16 protein-coding genes are annotated in these 20,218 nt (G+C 52.3%); 12 read left to right on the top strand and 4 right to left on the bottom strand.

Annotation, left to right across the window (positions count from 1 at the left end):
- Positions 1-25: 25 nt before the first annotated feature.
- Positions 26-1,021, top strand: a complete 996-nt coding sequence (locus tag DW949_RS07565) for an NADH:flavin oxidoreductase (protein ID WP_118022631.1) — start codon at positions 26-28, stop codon at positions 1,019-1,021.
- A 48-nt stretch (positions 1,022-1,069) separates the two neighbouring features.
- Here DW949_RS07565 and DW949_RS07560 read toward each other — a convergent pair whose 3' ends face one another.
- Positions 1,070-3,241 (bottom strand): Tex family protein, encoded by a 2,172-nt coding sequence (locus DW949_RS07560; RefSeq protein WP_118022630.1) that lies wholly within the window; start codon positions 3,239-3,241, stop codon positions 1,070-1,072.
- 237 nt (positions 3,242-3,478) lie between these two features.
- Between DW949_RS07560 and DW949_RS07555 the strand changes: the two genes are divergently transcribed.
- The 9 genes from DW949_RS07555 (at position 3,479) to DW949_RS07515 (ending at position 12,409) form a co-directional block, all read left to right on the top strand.
- A complete protein-coding gene (locus DW949_RS07555; protein WP_118022629.1) occupies positions 3,479-3,895 on the top strand; it encodes a Fur family transcriptional regulator in 417 nt (138 codons plus the stop codon).
- A 71-nt stretch (positions 3,896-3,966) separates the two neighbouring features.
- A complete protein-coding gene (locus tag DW949_RS07550; protein ID WP_118022628.1) occupies positions 3,967-4,800 on the top strand; it encodes a deoxyribonuclease IV in 834 nt (277 codons plus the stop codon).
- Positions 4,801-4,811: 11 nt separating this feature from the next.
- Positions 4,812-5,963, top strand: a complete 1,152-nt coding sequence (locus DW949_RS07545; protein ID WP_118022627.1) for an exonuclease SbcCD subunit D — start codon at positions 4,812-4,814, stop codon at positions 5,961-5,963.
- Positions 5,960-9,007: an AAA family ATPase gene (locus tag DW949_RS07540; RefSeq protein WP_118022626.1), complete on the top strand. Its 3,048-nt coding sequence runs from the start codon at positions 5,960-5,962 to the stop codon at positions 9,005-9,007. Before DW949_RS07545 ends, DW949_RS07540 begins: the two co-directional genes overlap by 4 nt.
- A gap of 95 nt (positions 9,008-9,102) precedes the next feature.
- Positions 9,103-9,582 carry a YbaK/EbsC family protein gene (locus DW949_RS07535; RefSeq protein ID WP_118022625.1) on the top strand — a complete coding sequence of 160 codons (480 nt, stop codon included), beginning with the start codon at positions 9,103-9,105 and terminating at the stop codon, positions 9,580-9,582.
- 12 nt (positions 9,583-9,594) lie between these two features.
- Positions 9,595-9,957 carry a VOC family protein gene (locus DW949_RS07530; protein WP_075581324.1) on the top strand — a complete coding sequence of 121 codons (363 nt, stop codon included), beginning with the start codon at positions 9,595-9,597 and terminating at the stop codon, positions 9,955-9,957.
- Between the two features lie 94 nt (positions 9,958-10,051).
- A complete protein-coding gene (locus DW949_RS07525; protein WP_158570656.1) occupies positions 10,052-10,732 on the top strand; it encodes an HAD family phosphatase in 681 nt (226 codons plus the stop codon).
- Positions 10,733-11,953 carry a multidrug effflux MFS transporter gene (locus tag DW949_RS07520; protein WP_118022623.1) on the top strand — a complete coding sequence of 407 codons (1,221 nt, stop codon included), beginning with the start codon at positions 10,733-10,735 and terminating at the stop codon, positions 11,951-11,953.
- Positions 11,954-11,980: 27 nt separating this feature from the next.
- On the top strand, positions 11,981-12,409 hold the full coding sequence (locus DW949_RS07515) for a YbjN domain-containing protein (protein ID WP_118022622.1): 429 nt from the start codon (positions 11,981-11,983) through the stop codon (positions 12,407-12,409).
- Between the two features lie 116 nt (positions 12,410-12,525).
- On the opposite strand, the gene DW949_RS07510 is transcribed toward DW949_RS07515, so the two are convergent.
- From DW949_RS07510 to DW949_RS07500, 3 genes are all read right to left on the bottom strand, one after another.
- Complete coding sequence (locus tag DW949_RS07510) at positions 12,526-13,839, bottom strand: amidohydrolase (protein ID WP_118022621.1); 1,314 nt, start codon at positions 13,837-13,839, stop codon at positions 12,526-12,528.
- 22 nt (positions 13,840-13,861) lie between these two features.
- Positions 13,862-15,202 (bottom strand): DUF3100 domain-containing protein, encoded by a 1,341-nt coding sequence (locus DW949_RS07505; RefSeq protein ID WP_118022620.1) that lies wholly within the window; start codon positions 15,200-15,202, stop codon positions 13,862-13,864.
- A 138-nt stretch (positions 15,203-15,340) separates the two neighbouring features.
- On the bottom strand, positions 15,341-16,603 hold the full coding sequence (locus DW949_RS07500; protein ID WP_118022619.1) for a M20 family metallopeptidase: 1,263 nt from the start codon (positions 16,601-16,603) through the stop codon (positions 15,341-15,343).
- A 215-nt stretch (positions 16,604-16,818) separates the two neighbouring features.
- On the opposite strand from DW949_RS07500, the gene DW949_RS07495 reads away from it, so the two are divergent.
- Both DW949_RS07495 and DW949_RS07490 read left to right on the top strand, forming a co-directional pair.
- Positions 16,819-18,246 (top strand): CCA tRNA nucleotidyltransferase, encoded by a 1,428-nt coding sequence (locus tag DW949_RS07495; protein ID WP_118022618.1) that lies wholly within the window; start codon positions 16,819-16,821, stop codon positions 18,244-18,246.
- Positions 18,243-20,216, top strand: a complete 1,974-nt coding sequence (locus DW949_RS07490) for a penicillin-binding protein (protein WP_118022617.1) — start codon at positions 18,243-18,245, stop codon at positions 20,214-20,216. Before DW949_RS07495 ends, DW949_RS07490 begins: the two co-directional genes overlap by 4 nt.
- The last annotated feature ends 2 nt before the right edge of the window (positions 20,217-20,218 follow it).

The following is a 20,218-nucleotide window of genomic DNA, read 5'->3' as shown; positions in this document are numbered from 1 at the left end:
ATCAGTATATGAGGAGTGATGTATCATGAAATGGAAAGAACCGCTGTCTATCCACCATCTGACGTTGACAAACCGTATTGTCATGCCGCCTATGGCTACCCGTTCTGCTTCGCATGGCTATATTGATGACGAAATCTGCAAATACTACCAGAAGCGGGCAGAAAAGGGCTATCTGGGACTGATCATTACAGAGCATATGTATATTGATAAGCAGGGAAAAGCAGATCCCAATCAGATTTCCATTTCCCGCAACTGTGATATTGCCGGCCTGCGCCAGTTGACAAAAGGCATACATCGTGAAGGCAGTACGCGGGTCTTTGCCCAGATCAATCATGCCGGCTCCATGGCAGACCCCATTGTGACACGGCAGCAGGCCGTAGGGCCCTCGCCGGTTCTGCATCCCCGTCAGAAACAGAGCCAGGTACCGCCACGGGAACTTTCTGTTGAAGAAATACAAGTGCTTGTCGCTGAATACGCGGCAGCGGCAGGCCGGGCCAAGGCTGCCGGATATGACGGAGTCGAAATTCATGCGGCCCATGGGTATCTGCTGAATCAGTTTTATTCTCCCCTGACCAATCATCGTAACGATGCGTATGGCTGTGATACACTGGAAAAACGGATTCATTTCCATCTTCAGGTCATCCATGCTATCCGCATGGTCGTCGGTACGGCGTATCCACTGGCTATCCGTTTTGGCGGATGTGATTATCAGCCAGGCGGCAGTACGATCAATGAAGCCGTAGAAGCGGCTAAGTTATTTGTGACGGCCGGGGTTGACCTGATCGATGTGTCGGGAGGAATGAACTTCTTTATCCGGCCGGATCATACAGAACCGGGGTATTTCCGGGATATGTCCTCGGCAATCCGCCATAATGTATCCGTCCCCGTCCTTTTGACTGGCGGCGTCCAGACCGTAGAAGAAGCCGAAGACCTCCTGGTCACAGGATCTGCCGATATGATTGGTGTTGGCCGGGCTATCTTCAAGGATCCCGGATGGCCAGAACGTGAATTGGGTAAATAATAAATGAAGCATAACACAACAGGCTGCCCTCATCGGGCAGCCTGTTTGTCAATGCTGTATCGTCGCTTTTTTTATGGACAGGGCAATGCGTTTCCGTTCCGTATCTACAGAGAGAATCATGCAGTCTACAATATCGCCGACATGTACGATATCTGTCGGATGGTGGAAGGGATGATTACAAAGTTCCGACCGGTGGACGAGCCCCGGTATTTTGAGGCCGATATCGACAAAGGCACCGAAATCGACGACGTTGTGGACCGTACCGCGCACGATAGACCCGATTTCCAGTTCGTCCAGGGACAGGACATGGCGCCGGGTCAGCGGTTTGGGGAAATCGCTGCGCACATCCCGGCCGGGCTTCCGCAGTTCTTCCAGTATGTCACGGACGGTCGGTTCACCCGCCTTGAGGACCGATGCCAGTTTAGGGGCCGCGTTCATCTGGAGACGGCTCTGCAGATCCTGCAGACGGGCCGGGTTTTTCAGATCTTTCAGTGTAAATCCGTACTGGTGTACGATTTTAGCGGCCAGATCATAGGATTCAGGATGGACGGACGTATTATCCAGCGGCTGGGTGCTGTCTTTGATGCGCAGAAAGCCGGCACACTGGGTGAATGTCGCCGGGCCCAGGCGGTTTACGTTCATCAGTTCCTGACGGTTGTGGAACGGGCCGTTTTCGTTGCGATAGGCGACGATATTGGACGCTGTTGCCGAGGTCAGGCCGGATACATGCTGCAACAGGGCGGCTGATGCCGTATTGAGATCGACGCCGACATAGTTTACAACGGATTCGACGACCGTATCCAGAGCTGCTGACAAGGATTTTTGATTGACATCATGCTGATACTGGCCGACACCGATGGACTGGGGATCGATTTTGACCGATTCTGCCAGGGGGTCCTGGATGCGGCGGGCGATCGAAACGGCTCCGCGGATGGTGACATCGAGGTCGGGCAATTCGTCCCGTGCCAGTTCCGATGCCGAATAGACAGAAGCCCCGGCTTCATTGGCAATGAGATAGCGGCATTTCAGATGCTGGTCATGAATCAGCCGGGAAACGAACTGTTCCGTTTCGTAGGAGGCCGTACCGTTGCCGATGGAAATAAGGGTGACTTCGTGATCCCGGATCATGTGGGTCAGAGCATCGGCGCTTTCATGGCGCTGCTTTTCCGAGCCCGTGAGATGATACGTCCCATAGGCCAGCACGGCACCGGTAGAGTCGATGACAGCGGCCTTACAGCCTGTGCGGTAGCCCGGATCGAGGCCAAGGATGGTCTGCCCCGTGAACGGCGGCTGCAGGAGCAGGCTGCGCAGATTGGCGGCAAAGACCTGGATAGCCTGTTTTTCGGCTTTTTCTGTGAGCTCATTGCGTATTTCCCGTTCTATCTGGGGACAGATGAGCCGTTTATAACTGTCTGCAGCGGCACTTTCCAGTATATCCGTATACGGGGAAGGGTTTTTGATGATCATCTGGCACAGCCGTTTGATGTATGCATCGGTGCGGACTTCCAGACTGACTTTCAGTACTTTCTGGTTTTCTCCACGGTTGATGGCCAGGATACGATGGCTGGGCAGACGCCGTATGGCTTCATGAAAATCTTTATAAGCGAGGTAGGTCCGTGATTTTTCATCTTCCTCCTGCAGCGTACAGGTGAGTTTGCCGTCATGCCAGAAGGCACTGCGCAAAAAACGACGGTACGGTGCAAGCTCAGAGCAGCGTTCAGCAATAATATTGCTGGCACCCTGGATAGCCTCTTCTACGGTTGGCACGTCGTCTGAGATATATGCTTTTGCCGCTTGTTCCGGGGCCGGCCCATGGACATCCTGGTTCCAGAATACATCTGCCAGAGGTGACAGGCCTGCGTCCCGGGCCATGGACGCTTTCGTACGTTTTTTGGGCTTAAAGGGGAGATAAATATCTTCTACATCCTGAAGCTGCCGGGCTTTTTCCAGCTGGCTTCTGATTTCGTTGCTCCACAGCCCCTGATCCATGATGGATTGGCGTACCGTGTCTTTACGGTTGCTGAGCGCTTCTTCGTATTCGTACTGCTCCTTGATCTGGCGCAGCTGCTGTTCATCCAGAGTACCCGTCGCCTCTTTGCGGTACCGGGCGATGAACGGGATGGTATTGCCACTGGCAAACAGGTCCAGTGCGGTCCGGACCTGTCCCGGACGGACATGCAGGTCAGAAGCTATCTGACGAATAATCATTTCTTCATTCATGCCGCTTCTCCTTTCTTTCTAATACTACATTATGAGTGGAAATGTCTGTTCCGTCAACGGCAGATTTGACAAAGAGGGGGATATAATGTATATTTTTCGTATTATTTAGAATCTTTGTATTGCCATTTCAACAAATAACAGTTACAATATAATAGAAGTAGAATTTAAAAATCATACTCATTTAATAGTATTCACAGGTGAAAAATCTTTGTTACTGGAGAAAGGAGGATTACATCTATGGATATTGCTGCAGTATTGCGGGAAAACGGCTATAAAGTGACACCGCAGCGTCTGGCCGTATATGAAGTGGTCAACAACAATACGACACATCCCAATGCGGAAGCCATTTATAAAGAATTGCAACCCAAATATCCGTTTATGAGTCTGGCGACGGTATATAAAACGATGGAAATTTTTGCAAAAATTGGTGTCGTACAAGTATTGCAGTGCGAAGAAGATGCGCACCGCTATGATTTCAACACGAAACCCCATGCTCATATCCGCTGCACCCGCTGCAACCGCGTTATGGATGTGGATGTAGAACGGGACAAGCTGGCAGAGATGGCTCAGGCACAGACGGGATATCGTGTAGATTCTGTCAATGTATCCTTTACGGGAATTTGTGCAGAATGCCAGAACGAAAACGAAAATTAACAGGATAAGCAGGCAGGCTGGGACGAAGCAGTTTCGTTGCAGCCTGTTTTTGTATAAAAGGAGAAAAGGCTATGCTTCATATAGGTTGTCATTTATCGGTTTCCCAGGGGTTTCTGCATATGGGAGAAGAAGCCCTGTCTATCGGTGCTGATACGTTTCAGTTCTTTACACGGAATCCCCGCGGCGGCAGTGTCCGGCCTCTCGATACGGAAGATATGGCGGCATTGAACCGGCTGATGGAGGAGCATCATTTCGCGCCCATACTGGCCCATGCGCCGTACACGCTGAACGGCTGTTCGAAGACGGAAAAGACGCGGGTTTTCGCCAGAGAAGCCATGGCTGATGATTTGCGCCGTCTGGAATATCTTGACAACTGCCGCTATAATTTCCATCCGGGCAGTCATGTCGGTCAGGGCGCAGAGGCCGGTATCGATTTTATCGCCGACATGCTCAACACATGCATGTTCAAAGGGCAGAAAACGACGGTCCTGCTGGAAACGATGGCCGGCAAGGGAACGGAAGTTGGCCGTAATTTTGAAGAAATCGCCGCCATCATTGAAAAGGTGGAACTGCAGGACAACATCGGGGTATGTCTCGATACATGCCATGTGTTTGACGGCGGGTATGACATTGTCGATCATCTCGATGACGTGCTGACTCAGTTTGATACGCGGATTGGCCTGTCCAGGCTGAAAGCAGTCCATATCAACGACAGTAAAAATGAATTGGGAAGCCATAAAGACCGTCATGAAAAAATAGGCGAAGGCCATATCGGCATAGAAGCGTTTACGCGGATCATCAATCATCCGGCATTACGGCAGCTTCCCTTTTACCTGGAAACGCCGAATGAACTGGCCGGTTACGCTCATGAAATTTCTCTCTTGCGCAGTTTGTACAACGAATAAGAGGTGACGACATGCGTATCTTACATACGGCGGACTGGCACCTGGGCAAAATGTTTTACGGTGATTATCTGACAGAAGAGCAGGGATATGTATTAAAAGAACAGTTTCTGCCACTACTGAAGGACGAAGGAGTAGAAGCCGTTGTCCTTTCAGGAGATGTCTATGACCGCAGCCTGCCACCAGCAGCTGCTGTTGAATTATTTGATGAAATCGCAACGAAGGTAACAGCAGAACTTCACATTCCCTTTCTGGTCATCAGCGGCAATCATGACAGTGCGTCCCGCCTTTCCTTTGGCAGTGCACTTCTGGCCCGGCAGGGACTGTATATTGCCGGGGATCTGGATAAACTGACGGGACCGGTCATCCTCCGCGATGAGGCAGGCCCCGTAGCCTTTGTACTGCTTCCCTATGCCGAACCAGCCGATGTCCGCCATTTTCTGGATGACGAAACTATCCACGATCATCAGAAAGCGCTGGAAGCCTTATGTGCATTCCAGTCCAGAGGCTGCGACGGCATGCGGGCGGTCTGCGTCAGTCACGTATTTGCTTCTGGTGGCAAAAGCAGTGATTCCGAACGCCCCCTTTCTATTGGAGGTACAGATTTGATTGACAGCGCAGCGTTTGACCGTTTCCAGTATACGGCACTGGGACATCTTCACGGACCGCAGCAGGTGGGGCGTCCCGAAGTGCGCTATGCCGGCAGCCTGCTCAAGTATTCCTTCAGTGAAGCGACGCAGAAAAAAGGAGCTGTCCTCGTCGATCTTGACGGTGATGGAAAGGTCAGCAGCCAGTTCATTCCACTGACGCCCCACCATGATGTGCGCATTCTGAAAGGATCCTTCCAGGATATCATGGAGCGGGAAGATGACCGGACCGGTGATTATGTACTGGCACGCATCGACGATACGGAACCGGTCCTCGATGGCATGGCCCGGCTGCGCAAAAAATATCCTAACGCCATGGCACTGGAAGCACCGCAGCGGTGTGTTTCTGCCAGTGCGGGGGACCGGGATTTTAATATCCGTGGGACGACGGAAGAACAGCTGTTTTCCAGCTTTGCCGCTGCCATGAGGCCGGATCAGCCTTTGTCGGAAAAGGAAACAGGCTGCCTGCATCAGCTCTGGGATGCACTGCGCAAAGAAGAAGGAGGCGGTATTCTATGAAACCGGTTTACCTGGATATGACAGCTTTTGGCCCTTACGCAGGCCGGCAGGTCATCGATTTCCGCCTTCTCGGCGACCGGCAGCTGTTTCTCATTTATGGGCCCACCGGTTCGGGCAAGACGACCATTCTCGATGCCATGTGCTATGCGTTATATGGAGAGCTGACCGGCGGTACAGAAGGCCGTAACGGAGCTCATATGCGCAGTGAATACGCCACGGCAGAGGAAACGACGCGTGTAGCCTTTACCTTCAGGGTCGGTCAGAAGCTATACCGGGTCGAACGGAGCCCGGAGCAGGAAATTGCTAAAAAACGGGGGACAGGTACACGGCATGTTTCCATGAAGGCAGCCTTGTATGAACAGGATGAGTCCGGCAATGAAACATTGGTGACCAGCAAGAATGTCTCCCAGGAAATCGAACAGATCCTGGGATTTAAATCGGATCAGTTCCGGCAGGTAGTCCTTCTGCCCCAGGGCGATTTCCGCAAACTGCTCCTGGCTAATTCATCGGACCGGCAGCGCATCATGCAGGTATTATTCCATACCCAGCGCTATGACCGGCTGCAGGTCCTGGCCAGGACCATGTATGATGATGTCAGTCGTGCCTATGAAGATCTGAAGAAAAAAATTGAGCAATATCTGTCCCTGGCGGGAGCCGCTGACGAAGAAACGCTGACCCGGACCATTGCCGACAAAACGGCCCGGACAGAAACGGCGAAGGAACAGGCCGGCAAGGCTGTACGCCAGCGCGATGCCTTTCAGGAGGAAGTCCAGCAGGCAGAAGCTGTTGCCAGTCATTGGAAGGCGTGGGACGATGCCAGAACCCGGCTGCAAAAGCTGGAGGAACAAAAGGATACGATGGCAGAGATGAGGAAACGGCTGGATCTGTTGGAAAAGGCCCGCCTTCTCAGCGAACCGTGCCGTACACTGGACGATATTCAGAAACAGGGAATGGATGCTTCCAAAGAATGGGATAACCTGCAGAAAAAAGCGCTGGCGGCAGATGAAGAGCTGAAACGGCTCAATGGACAGGAAACGGATATGAAAGCCGGCCATGACGCCTGTGAACGAGATAAGGCCGGGGTAATCCGCCTGGAAAGTCTCGTAGGCGAAGCCAGTTCATATGCAGCACTGAAAGCCGAGCGGGACAAAGCATCCCAAACGGCAGCGGCTTGTGAAAAGGCCTGGCATAGGGCCGATCAGAACCGGGAAGCGGCCCAGAACGAACTGGAAATGATCCGCAAGAACCGGGACGCCCTCTCTGGCAGGGAAGGTGAGTATGAAAAGACAAAAGCCAGAACAAAACAATGGAAGCTCCGTGCCGCTCAGGAAAAGCAGATAGAAGCATTGCAGCAGACGTGGCAGGATACGGAAGGAAAGCAGAAAGAAGCAGCAGACCGCCTGCAGAAAGCCGTGAAGAAGGCCATGCAGGATAAAACGGATTTTGAAGCCGTAAATGCCATGTTTTTGCAGGGACAGGCCTTCGTCCTGGCGGAACATCTGCATGATGGGGATGCCTGTCCCGTATGCGGTGCCGTATCTCATCCCAAACTGGCCGTAAAGCCTGCCGATTTTCCGGAAAAAGCCGATGTCGAACGATGCCATAATAGAGCAGAAGCAAGCGAAAAACAGCGCCAGCAGGCAGAGCAGGATGCACAGGTCCTGAATGCACAGGCCCGGGAACAGCAGCGGCAGTATGAAGCGCTGCGTCAGCAGTATCCGGCCGACGGGACGAGTGCAGACTGGTCCCGCCGGGCCGATCAGTCTGCTGCGGAGGAAGCGGCTCTTCTGAAAGAAATCGAACAGGTCCGCAAGCTTACGCAACAGCTGGAAGAAAAAGAAAAGACGGTGACGTTGCGTTCGGCAGAGGGCGAACAGGCCCGCAAGGCATATGAAGAAGCACGGCTGCACCTGACGCGGGCAGAAGAAGGGCTGTCCAGAGCGGAACAGACTCTTCCTGAAGAGTACCGCAATCCTGCCGCATTGAAAAAGAAGATACAGAGCCTTAAACAACGGCTTGCTGAATTTGAACAGAAAGAAAAAGACTGGAATGCTGCCAGACAGCAGAAGGAGCAGGAAAAGGCCCATTGGAGCGGTCAGGCGAAAATAAAAGCAGAACAGCGGGATGCTCTGCGCCTGAAATATAAGAGCGCACTGGAAGAACTGAAATCACAGGCGGGTCAGTACGGATTCCGCGACATGAATGAATGCCGTGCTCTGCAGAAAGAATTGCAGCAGATCGAGTCGTTAAAAGACACATTGACATCGTATGAAGCCTCCCGCCAGCAGACACAAGGCCAGGTACTGCAGGAAGAAAAGGCAATCAAAGACAAGGCCAGACCGGACATGGAACGGTATCGGAAGAAACTGGATGCACTGAATCAGGCATGTCAGGATCTATCGCGGCAACAGGCAGCTCTGGCAGCAGAACTCGGCCAGCTCATGAACTGTGCCAGCCAGATCCGTGCCTGGCATGAAGAACAGGCAGAGCTGAGCGAACGCTATAAGACCGTCGGGGCGCTCTATGATCTCATCAGCGGTAAGACGACGGGAATCAATTTTGAACGGTATGTCCTGGGGGCGCTCCTCGATGAAGTACTCCAGGCGGCGAACCAGCGGCTGCAGAAGATGAGCCGCAACCGCTATGAATTGCAGCGGTCCCATTCATGGGATGACCGCCGGGTCCGTCAGATCGGCCTCGATATTGAAGTGTTTGACGCCTATACAGGCTATGCCCGTCCGGCCAATACCCTTTCCGGAGGAGAAACCTTTCTGGCCTCCCTGTCTCTGGCACTGGGACTGGCCGATGTGGTACAGGCCTATTCCGGAGGCATACATCTCGATACGATTTTCATTGATGAAGGATTTGGGACGCTGGACCCGGAAACACTGGATTTCGCACTGAAAGCGCTGCTGGAATTACGACAGGGCGGACGCCTGGTGGGGATTATTTCCCACGTAGGAGAATTGCGGGAACGCATCGATACCCGTCTGGCTGTCAGGAAGACCGATTGCGGCAGTGTTGCATCCTTTGAACTCCTCTAGAACTACCTTGAATGGCTGACTTTTTTGGTATATAATTTTTAATGTCTGCCGGAGTAGAATGTTCAGTAGTGTATTGGGGACGGGGGATTTACATTATGTCATTAGAAAAAGTGAAAGCTTATTTTGCACAATATGGTATGGAAGACCGGGTGCAGGTGTTGCACGAATCGAGCGCTACCGTCGATCTGGCGGCGGCGGCACTGCACACGGAAGGGAAGCGCATTGCCAAATCCATGTCGTTTTATGGCGACGATGATACGGCGTTTCTCGTCATTTTTGCCGGTGATGCCCGGGTGGATAACCGTAAATTCAAAGATACATTTCATCGCAAGGCGTCTATGGTCAAGCATGATGATGTAGAACGTCTCATCGGTCATCCCGTAGGCGGTGTATGCCCCTTTGCGGTCAATCCCGGTGTAGACGTATATCTCGATGAGTCACTCAAACGGTTCCAGACCGTATTCCCGGCCTGCGGGACCGGAAATAGTGCCATCGAACTGACGCTGCCGGAATTAGAAACCTACTCCCATGCCAAAGGCTGGGTCAATGTAGGTAAAGGCTGGGAAGAAGAGTAAGGAGGGAATCCCATGACATTTAAATTTGCCCATACTAATTTCAATGTCCTCGATCTGGACAGAAGCCTGAAATTTTATAAAGAAGCCCTGGGACTGGTAGAACAGCGGCGCATCGAAAATCCCAATTTCACCATTGTCTATGTTGGCAACGATGCCAGCGATTTCCAATTGGAACTGACCTGGCTCAAAGACCGGAAAGAACCGTATAATCTGGGAGAAAATGAATTCCACACGGCGTTCCGGGTACAGGATTTCGATGCTGCCCACAAAAAGCATGAAGACATGGGCTGTATCGTCTTTGAAAACAAAGCGATGGGGATTTATTTTATTGCCGATCCGGACGGATACTGGCTGGAAGTCATTCCCGTGCGCTGATACCTATCGGTTCAGAATAATAGAATGCGACAGCGAGAAAGACAACCTCTGGCAGAAGCCAGAGGTTGTTAGCGTTTATAGAAGGGGGAACAATATGTACAGACCAGAGGTTTTTATTTTTGACATGGATGGTCTTATGTTCGATACAGAACGAATCTCTGTGCCGTGCTGGCGGGCCGTTGGCCGCAAGTACGGGATAGAGATGGAGGATTCCTTTTTTGATAAAATTTTTGGTATGAATAATGCCAAAATAAAAGAAATGTTTTTGCAGACCTATGGAAACAATTTTCCCTATGACTCCTTCCATGACGAGAAAAAGGCGATGCAGCTGGCCATTTATCAGGAAAAAGGAGCCCCGGTGGAACCGGGACTGGAGGAATGTCTGGACTTTGCAAAAGATATGGGTATCCGCTGTGCTGTCGCTTCTTCTTCTGCTGAAGACACGGTACGCCTGCTTCTCCATAAAGCCGGTCTGACCTCGTATTTCTGCCATATCCAGAGCGGCGACGCCATGGCTCACAGCAAACCGGCTCCTGACATTTTTCTGGCGGTCTGCCAGATACTGGATGTGGAACCGGGACGGGCCCTTGTCTTTGAAGATTCAGGAAATGGCCTGAAAGCAGCGGCGGCAGCCCATATCCCGTCTATCTGGGTACCGGACCTGGTTCATGTGGAACCGGAGGTGGCAGCGACAGCCTGGCATACCTGTCAGACCCTGGCAGACGTGCCACCACTGATTCGAAATCTGCCTGTGTGGAAAGAGAGTGCAAAATAAATGAATGGACAACGTCAGAATCTGATGATTGTATTGACTGTATTTCTGGGGATGCTGGCAGCGATTGCCCCCCTTTCGACCGATATGTATCTGCCGGGACTTCCGGCTATGATGACCGACTTTGGTGTCGTACCGTCTATGATACAGCTGACGCTGACGGCATCCATGGCTGGCATGGCGGCAGGTCAGATTATAGCCGGGCCTGTCAGTGATGATGCAGGGCGGCGTAAGCCCCTGTTTCTGGGCATGGCCGTCTTTTCTATTTCCTCTGTCGCCTGCATTTTGTCGCCGACTATCTGGCTGCTCCTGCTGTTCCGGTTTATCCAGGGGTTTGCCGGCGGTGCCGGTATCGTCATTGCCCGGGCAATTGCCCGTGATGTCTGCCGTGGTACGGCCCTGACCCGTCTCTTTTCCATGCTTATGCTGGTCAATGGGATTGCGCCTATCCTGGCCCCGGTCATTGGCGGGCAGATTTTACGGTTTGCCAGCTGGCGCGGCATATTCTGGCTGCTCGTCATCATCGGGCTGGTGCTGGCGGTCAGCGCTCTCATCATGCCGGAAACGCTGCCGGTCCGCAAACGGATTCATGGCGGGCCGCTGGCAGGTATCCGGAGCTTTGGCAAGTTGTTCCGCGACAAGTATTTTATGGGGCATTGTATCATGCAGTGCTTCGCTTTTGCCGCATTTTTTGGATATATATCGGCGTCTTCCTTCGTTTTCCAGAATATCTATGGCGTGACACCCCAGACATTCAGTCTGATTTTCGGCATCAACGGCATTGGCCTGATGATCAGCGGAGGTCTGACCGGCCGTCTGGCAGGGCGGATCCCCGACTGGAAGATGCTGCGTTTCGTACTCTGGGTGGCCTCACTGGGCAGTATGGCCCTTCTGGCAGGATTTTTCTTCCACCTGTCCGTATATGCCATCCTGGTCATTCTCTTTATCACGGTGGCAACGCTGGCCTCTTTATCGACGAGCAGTTTTTCTATGGCTATGCAGGCCCAGGGCCGGAACGCCGGCAGTGCTGCGGCGCTCATCGGCTTTTTCTCCATGATTTCCGGGGCAGCCATGGCGCCTGTAGTCGGAATTGCCGGCAGTTATACGGCCATCCCTATGGGCATCGTCATGGTCATAGGAGAAGTCGGGGCTCTCGTATCGTTTTATCTGTTCATTTACCCGGCCCATAGGAATAGAAGAGATACGGAAGATGTGGTACAATAAAAGTATCAATTTGTTTGAGGTGATAACATGAATACAAAAGCAGAAAAATTTAAAGCCTATATCGACAAAGTAGATCCGAAAGCCTTTATGGTGGATGAAATAAAAGACGACGAACGCCATTCCGTCGCTTTCCGGTCGGGTATCGAAGTCAAAGGTCAGCGGCTGCCGTTCCTGGTACTCATCGACGACAGTATCTATGTTATGCTGCGCATTTTCGTTGCGACCCAGGTTGTCAACGATGGGAATAAGGCTGCCATTCATGATTTCATCAATCAGGGCAATAAGGAATACAAAGTATTTAAATTCTACACGTCGGATAACGGCGATATCGTACTCGATATCTGCCTGCCCGCCAGCGATGATGCCTTTGATCCCCAGCTCGTCGATGCTATGATCCGTCAGGTTGCCTATCCCTATCTGAACGATAACCTGACCAGCATCCTGGAAAAAGTATAATAGTGAAATAAAGCATAGTAGTGAAATAGAAAAAGGGAATGCCACATGATAGCTTATGTTATCATGCAGCATTCCCTTTTTAACGTCAAACATCAAACATCAAACAATCTTTTATCTCAGCTGCGGAGAGAATCCATATATGCCAGATACTGTTCTTTTGTCATACGCGGTTTGTAGTCTTTCAGGATGTCTTCCAGACCCTGGGCGTCGTCGTACAGCAGGTCGATGACAGTCATTGCCATGACTTTGGTCGTCTTGATATAGGCGGCCTGTTTCTGGAAGAGTTCAAATTCTGCACTGTGAAGGGCTCCGTGGACGCATCCGACGTGGGGATGGATACAGGGCATGAGATTGCAGATATCACCGACGTCGGTGCTGCCGGCATTGAACGGCGGGTTCGTATCGACGTGTTCTTTGCCAAAAATAGCGTCGGCATTGGCTTCACAGATTTTGCCCAGGGCTTTGTCCTGTTCCATGGGCAGATAGCCCGGCATATCCTTGATTTCACACGTGGCCCCGATGGCGTCGGCACCGGCGCGGAGGGCGCGGTTGATGCGGTCGTTGTAGAATTTCATGGCATCGGCCGAAGCGGCGCGGACATAGCTTTCCATGCGTACCAGATCGGGGACGACATTGACCAGATCACCGCCGGACGTGATGATGGGATGGAAACGGACGTGGTCTTTTTCCTGGAACGTTTCCCTCAGGGCGTTGACGCCCATGATGCCCAGCATGCAGGCATTGAGAGCATTGACGCCAAGATGGGGCTGGCCGGCCGCATGGGCTGCCTTGCCGTGGTATTCGATGAGTTTGGTGATGAAGCCGCTCATACCGCCGTTGAGGATGATATTGCCTTCCGGGTCATCTGTCGAGTAGGCATGCATTTCCATGGCTGCGTCTATATCGTCGAATCCGCCCTGGAGGATGATTTCCTGTTTGCCGCCGAAGAAATGGATTTTACCTTCATCCATGAGTTTCTTACGGTATTCGATTTCGATACATTCTTCGCTCGGGACGGCAAAGAAGACGACATCGCCGCTGAGATAGTCCATAGCGCCGGCATCTTTCAGTGCCATTGCGACGCCGAGCATATCGGAAATCTGGATGAAATGACCGCAGCAGTGGGCAGCGCCTGTTACGGGGTCAGCTGACGGATGACGGCGGCAGACGATGGAATCGAGTTCACCCATGACTGCGACAGTACGTTTGGAATGTTTGCCTGTGAGGCGGCCTTTGACACCGGTAATGCCCCAGCCTGTCGTATAGGGAATGCCAAGTTTATCCATGGCTTCCTGGACTTTGGCGGATGTCTTCGTTTCTTTGTAACCCAGTTCAGGTTCATTGAATACGGACGTTCCGAATGACATGATATCTTCTGCGCGTTTATCGATGGCATCGCAGACTTTCTGTTTTAATTCTTCTTTTGTCATAGTGAAGACCTCTTTTCACGGACTAAATGACACCTTCGAGATGGAGCATGATTTCTGCCATGATGGTGGCGCAGATAAATGTGCCCGACGATACCATGAGGGCCACAGGAACGATGCGCCAGGACAGCCGTTTAAATGCCGGGATATCTTTACCAAGGGACAGGCCGCCATATGCCAGGATAGGCGTGCAGGCTGCCAGGAAGTTGACATTCTTGGTAATGGTCGTAATCCATTCGGCACCGGGGATGCTCGGAATCGAAACGACGACAGCTACAATGGAGACCCAGAATACATTGGGGAGCTTGTTCAGTACGGGAACGTGGGCGATGAGGATGCCGACGAGACAGATGGCGATGATGACCACGATACCGAGCCAGTCGTCGAGAGGATTGACTTTGAAGCCGACGAAATTGGCTACGAGGGTGAGGAACCCGGTGATGCAGAGGATGAGCAGGTCATCGCTCAGGGTAGAACCTTTTTTGGCTTCCTGTTCTTCTGTTTCTTCTTTCTTGATGTCAGCGGCGACGGCTTCTTCGTTCTGTGCCATCGTTTCCTTTGTTTTGGCATCAGCCTGTTCTTCTTCCGTTACTTCATCTTTCCGTTTCCGACCCGTGACGAATTCATAGACCTTGATGGTGACAGGCAGGGAAATAAAGAGGGAGAAATAGATTCCGATGACCGATGTCATGAGGTTGGCAGCACCGGCAAAGGCAGTAATCTTCTGTACTTCATCAGGGAATACGGCGACGATAGAGCCGACAGAGGCGGCCATCATGCTGGCAGAACCGATGCCACCGCCCATAGCCAGCGCGTAGGGATGAAAGATTCCCGTACGGGATACGATGCCGGCGAGAATGGAAATCCAGAGTGCCCCGAAGAGGGTGCCGCAGATGTACATGCCCATGACGCCACGGCCTTCGGGAGAGAAGATACCGAATTTTTCAGCAATGATAGCGACATTGGCTTCCCGGTCGATGGAATAGCAGGCGCCGATGGCTTCCCGGCCCATTTTCAATAAAATAGCCGTAGGCAGGCCAAAAATCAGTGTGCCGAAGAAATGACCGAATTCCTGCATGATCAGTGCCAGACCGGAGTTCAGGAGCAGATGCAGGTTCGGGCCGATGCCCAGACCGATTTTGGCAATCAGGAAGAGCATAGTGATGCCCATGAGATTGCCGGCACGGGTCATCTGTTTTTCGTTCAGGATGTGAAATGATGGGTAGGAAATGATTCCGCCCAGTACCAGTGCATAGAGCATTGGCAGGAAGATGACCAGTCCATGTTTCTGGATGCCGATAAATTCTGCCACGATGACGAGCAGCAAGGCGAAAACATGGATTTTCCAATTTTTGATAAGGTCCAATTTAGTGCCTCCTAAAAATGAAATAAAAACATGAAAACATATATATAAATAATAACAGCTGCCTTGTCGCAACCGCCATTATTCTACAATATAATGTACCAGAATGCAATTGTATTTTTACGATAGACAATATGCGTGTCATACATTTCGCGCGGCCAGTGTATCTAACGGTTCATCTGTGCGTATGAATGATGTTTGTGGCTTTTCTTTCAAAAATGCCAATGCATAGGATATACAGGCTGTCGTGCCGTAGACGAGAGAGTCTTCATCGAGGTCGAATTCCGGCGTATGGTGGTTGCCGCCCGTGCCTTTTGACGGATTGGCAATGCCCGTAAAGGTGAGGACTCCCGGATAAAGCCGTGTGAGGATGGCGAATGTTTCCGAAGCCATCCAGGGGTCGCATGTCGTGAGGACATCCTCTCCCAGAGAGGCCGTGATGGCCTTTTCTGCCAGGGCCGCACAAGTAGGGTCGTTGTGGACTTCATATAACGGTTTGGGGACAGGCCCGCTGGTCCAGCTGCAATGATGACTGGCACAGGTATGGTCCAGCAGATGATAAAATTCATCATAAAAGGGCTTGCCAGCCTGATCATAATCGAAATAGCGGCACGTACCGCCAAAAGTCAGGTCCTGTGGAACGACGTTTTGTAATTCTCCGCTGTGGAGGCTGCCGATAGAGACGGCCAGACACTGGCGGGGCGGAACGGTACGGAGACGCAGGCCCTGCAATTCCTGATTGAAGGCAGAAAAGCAGTCGATGGGACTGTGGCACAGGTCCGGACGGGATCCATGGCCTCCCTGACCGTGGATGGTAATGTCAAAACGGAATCCCCCTGCCATAGGAGCATCGGAGCAGATGGCGATTTTACCGGTCGGGATATCCCAGCGCAGATGCGTGGCATAGCATCCATCGATGTGATAGCTGCTCTTTGTTTCCAGCCAGGGAACGATATATTCCATAGCGTGGGAATCTTCCTCTCCTTGTTCGAACAGACAGATGATGGTGCCGGACCAGGTATCTTTCCATTCATGCAGTATCTTTGCTGCGACCAGGAGCATGGCTATATGACCGTCGTGACCACAGGCATGCATAACGCCGGGAACGCGGGAGATACACATCCTTTTCTGAGAGAGATTCTTTGGCCCTTCCTGCACGGGCAGGGCGTCTATATCTGCCCGGAGCAGCAACGTAGGACCGGGCCGGCCGCTTTCCAGGATAGCGGCGATGCCCCCTTTTTCGATGGACTGGAAGGGAATATGCCAGCTGTCCAGCTTTTCAGCAATATATGCCAGCGTTTTTGTTTCCTGCCAGGAAAGTTCCGGGTATTCGTGACAATGACGACGGATTTCGACGAGCAGGGGAAATTGTGTTTCGACGAATGCTTTTATATCCAGCGACATGAGATGGCCTCCTGAAGTATAATTTTTCTATAGTATAGCATATTTAAACAACAATACAAGACGATGTATGGTATTTTTTCCCGTTGTGGGTGGAGGATAACTTGTAATTTGATGACCTGTCATAGTATAATTAAGTATTCTGTTAATATATTACAGGATTCAGTGCAAAACGATGGGCCTGACATCCTGTTGGTGTAGAAAATGAGGTGTATCTGTTGAATCCAATTGTACGGCGCGTCCTGCGCGCTTTCCATGACGCCGGTTTTGAAGCGTATATCGTCGGCGGGGCCGTACGGGACCTGTTGATGCAGCGGCAGCCTCATGATTATGATGTGACGACGTCGGCGCGTCCGGAAGAAATCCGGGCCCTGGCAGAAAAGGAACACTGGCATACCGTAGAAATCAACGGAGAAGCCTTCGGCATCGTTGTCCTCGTCGTCGATGGGATGACCATCGAGACGGCGACATTCCGGGGAGAACGGTACGGAACGGACAGTCACAGGCCGGAAGAAGTCTGGTATGCTTCCACACTGCGGGAAGACGTGATGCGCCGCGATTTTACCGCCAATGCCCTGGCCATGGATGCGGAAGGGCAGATTTATGATTATACAGGTGGCCAGAAAGATATAAAGAAAAAACGCCTGGTCACTGTAGGCGACCCGCGGCGCCGCTTTGCGGAAGATGCTCTCCGCCTGTTCCGGGCCTGCCGGTTTACGGGACAGCTCGATTTCCTGCCCGTGAAAGAACTGCTGCGTGCTATGCCATCGGCATATGACCGCGTACCGGGGCTGTCACTGGAACGGGTGGTTTCTGAAATAGACCGGCTCATGGTAATGCCGGCAGCCTATAAAGGCCTCGACGTCCTCGTACGCAGCGGTCTCGGCCAGTGCAGCTGCCGGCAGAAAGAAAATGGCGTCTATCACGAAATCCCCATTCTGCCGGAATTGGCCCATCTGCCGGATACGCCGCAGTCACTGCCGTTCCATGCGTTTGATGCCTGGTTCCATACGCTGGCCGTCATTGCCCATACGCCACAAGATCTGGTCATCCGCTATGCCGCCCTGTTTCATGATGTGGCCAAGGGGATGCCGGGAATCCGCGGCGTCCACAAAGGCAGGCTGACTGACTATGGACACGACGATAAAGGCGCCGGCATGGCTGCAGACATCCTGACACGGTGGCATAAGAACCCGGCTTTTGTCCGGCGCATAGCGTGGCTGGTCCGGACTCACATGAAATTCCATTACTTTGCCAATACAGGCGAAGGAGATATCAACAAATGGCTGCGCCGGGAAGCCCTGTATGGTCCGTTCCGGCGCAGTGAAGAGCTGGCAGAAGCCATCCGGCAGGCGACGGCTCTGGCTGTAGGCGACATATGGGGATGCGGTCATGAACACACTGATACGAGTGGTACCGAGTCATTTGGAGCCTTTATGGAAGAACTGGCCCGGGAGATGCCGGTCAGTACGAAAGATCTGCAGTATGACCGCCGCCTCCCCGATGCCTGCGGACGCCGGACGGGGGACTGTCTGCGCAATCTACTGAAACGGGTCCAGAACAAACAGCTGGAAAATGATCCGGATGTACTGCTCGATGCGGCAGAAAAATGGCTGAAACGCCATGAAGAGGCGGAAACGCGATGAATACAGAGGATAAAAAAAGACAACAATTCATGAAACGGCGCATTGCTTCCTGCATCGTCGTCATGTTCGCCGTATGTGCCGTCGTTTTTGGCCGGCTGTTCTGGCTGCAGGTCGTGCGGGGACCCAGCCTGTCACGGCGGGCCGATGCCCAGACGGAAGAAAGCCGGAAAATCCAGTCTCCGCGGGGCACCATCCTGGACCGGGACGGCCGGGTGCTGGCTATCAGTGAAATGGCGAAATCCCTGTACGCCGATCCCACTATGATCAACCGCACTCCCAGCGAAATGGCGCATCTCCTCGCACCGTATCTGAAAATCAAGGAAAGCGAGATACAGGAACGGCTCCAGCGGGATACGGCCTTTGTCTGGCTGGAACGGACCATGGATCATGACCGCTACGAAGCCCTGCAGCAGGTGATTAAAGATGAAAAGCTGCAGGGGCTGCGGTTTAATGATGAAAATCACCGTTACTATCCCAATGGCAAGATGGCGGCCCAGCTCATCGGCTTTGTCGGCGAAAACGACCAGGGCCTGGATGGCATTGAAATGGTCCTCGATAAAGAAATAAAAGGGGATGTGCAGAAATTCCATATTACGACAGACCGTAATAACATTCCTATTCTCGAATCGGCATTGGAAAAAATACTGCCGGATCAGGAACGTTCTGTCCAGCTGACCATTGATAGCACCATCCAATACGTCGTGGAAAAAGGGCTGGACGGCATCATGCAGCGCAACCATCCGTCAGGAGCCGCCATTATTGTCATGAATCCTAAGACCGGGGAAATCCTGGCCATGGGCAGCCGCCCTAATTTTGACCCCAATGAATACGGCAAGGGGAATGCGGAAGCGTATAAGAACCGGGCCGTAGTGAACCTGTATGAACCGGGATCGACATTCAAGCCGATTATGGCAGCTTCAGCCCTGGATTCCGGGAAATGGGATATCAACCGCGTGTATCACGACGTAGGCTACATCGACGTCGATGACCGGACCATCCATAACTGGGATAATGCCGGCATGGGCAATGTCACCATCAAGGAAATATTGAAGTTTTCCATCAATACCGGCATGGCCTATATCGGCATGCAGATGGGCGGCCGGATAGAAACGGAATACGCCCGGCGTTTTGGCTTCGGCCAGCCGACGGGAATTGAACTGCCCGGTGAAGGGGCTGGCATTCTTTTTGATGCTTCCTCTATGAGCCATATCGACGAAGCGATTATGGGAATCGGTCAGGGCAATGCGGTTACGCCGCTCCAGATGGTCCAGGCATTCGGAGCCATCGCCAATGGCGGCCATATGATGAAACCCTATGTCATCAAGGAAATCGATAATCCTGATGGTTCCATTTATAAAAAGGCCGAACCGACCGAAGTGGGACAGCCTGTATCAGCTGAGGTGAGCAAGACTATCAGTAAAATCATGGCGGAAGAAATTTCTTCCGGTGGTGGCCAGAATGCCCGCGTTGCCGGCTACGATTTCTGCGGCAAGACGGGGACGGCCCAGCGGCTCAATGCAGAGGGGACTGGCTATGCCGAGGGGCAGTATATTGGCTCTTTTGTCGGCTTCGGGCCATTGGAAGATCCACAGTTTGTCGTCCTCATCGTCGTCGATAATCCATCGGGCGTCTATTATGGCGCCCAGGTAGCGGCACCGGTATTCAAAGAGATTATGGAAGAAATTGTGCGATTTAAGGGAATTCGTCCATCTCACGGGCAGGAAAATCTGCTGCCACGTCGAAAACAAGACATAAAGGGGCAGCACAGCATACCGGACATCCACCGCAGTGAAGACGGCATTCTCATGCCGTCCTTTATCGGCTGGGATAACCGGGAAGTCAATGACTGGCTGGATAAAGCAGGCCTTGGCTTCGTGCCGAACGGGGCCGGACGCGCCGTATACCAGAGTCCGAAAGCTGGCACATATGTCAGGGATGGCGATGATGTCCATGTGACATTCCTGCGCTAAAA

The sequence above is a fragment of the Megasphaera sp. AM44-1BH genome, from assembly GCF_003467125.1.
GTDB lineage: Bacteria > Bacillota > Negativicutes > Veillonellales > Megasphaeraceae > Megasphaera.
Note: the sequence above shows the minus strand (reverse complement) of the source record. Positions and strands in the feature narration are given on the sequence as shown.

Excerpts from the sequence above, each read along its gene's own strand:
- DW949_RS07550 (WP_118022628.1), top strand. The coding sequence starts at position 3,967 with ATGCTTCATATAGGTTGTCATTTATCGGTTTCCCAGGGGTTTCTGCAT.
- DW949_RS07520 (WP_118022623.1), top strand. The coding sequence starts at position 10,733 with ATGAATGGACAACGTCAGAATCTGATGATTGTATTGACTGTATTTCTG.
- DW949_RS07490 (WP_118022617.1), top strand. The coding sequence starts at position 18,243 with ATGAATACAGAGGATAAAAAAAGACAACAATTCATGAAACGGCGCATT.
- DW949_RS07545 (WP_118022627.1), top strand. The coding sequence starts at position 4,812 with ATGCGTATCTTACATACGGCGGACTGGCACCTGGGCAAAATGTTTTAC.
- DW949_RS07560 (WP_118022630.1), bottom strand. The coding sequence starts at position 3,241 with ATGAATGAAGAAATGATTATTCGTCAGATAGCTTCTGACCTGCATGTC.
- DW949_RS07565 (WP_118022631.1), top strand. The coding sequence starts at position 26 with ATGAAATGGAAAGAACCGCTGTCTATCCACCATCTGACGTTGACAAAC.
- DW949_RS07500 (WP_118022619.1), bottom strand. The coding sequence starts at position 16,603 with ATGTCGCTGGATATAAAAGCATTCGTCGAAACACAATTTCCCCTGCTC.
- DW949_RS07530 (WP_075581324.1), top strand. The coding sequence starts at position 9,595 with ATGACATTTAAATTTGCCCATACTAATTTCAATGTCCTCGATCTGGAC.
- DW949_RS07535 (WP_118022625.1), top strand. The coding sequence starts at position 9,103 with ATGTCATTAGAAAAAGTGAAAGCTTATTTTGCACAATATGGTATGGAA.
- DW949_RS07525 (WP_158570656.1), top strand. The coding sequence starts at position 10,052 with ATGTACAGACCAGAGGTTTTTATTTTTGACATGGATGGTCTTATGTTC.
- DW949_RS07510 (WP_118022621.1), bottom strand. The coding sequence starts at position 13,839 with ATGACAAAAGAAGAATTAAAACAGAAAGTCTGCGATGCCATCGATAAA.
- DW949_RS07515 (WP_118022622.1), top strand. The coding sequence starts at position 11,981 with ATGAATACAAAAGCAGAAAAATTTAAAGCCTATATCGACAAAGTAGAT.
- DW949_RS07540 (WP_118022626.1), top strand. The coding sequence starts at position 5,960 with ATGAAACCGGTTTACCTGGATATGACAGCTTTTGGCCCTTACGCAGGC.
- DW949_RS07555 (WP_118022629.1), top strand. The coding sequence starts at position 3,479 with ATGGATATTGCTGCAGTATTGCGGGAAAACGGCTATAAAGTGACACCG.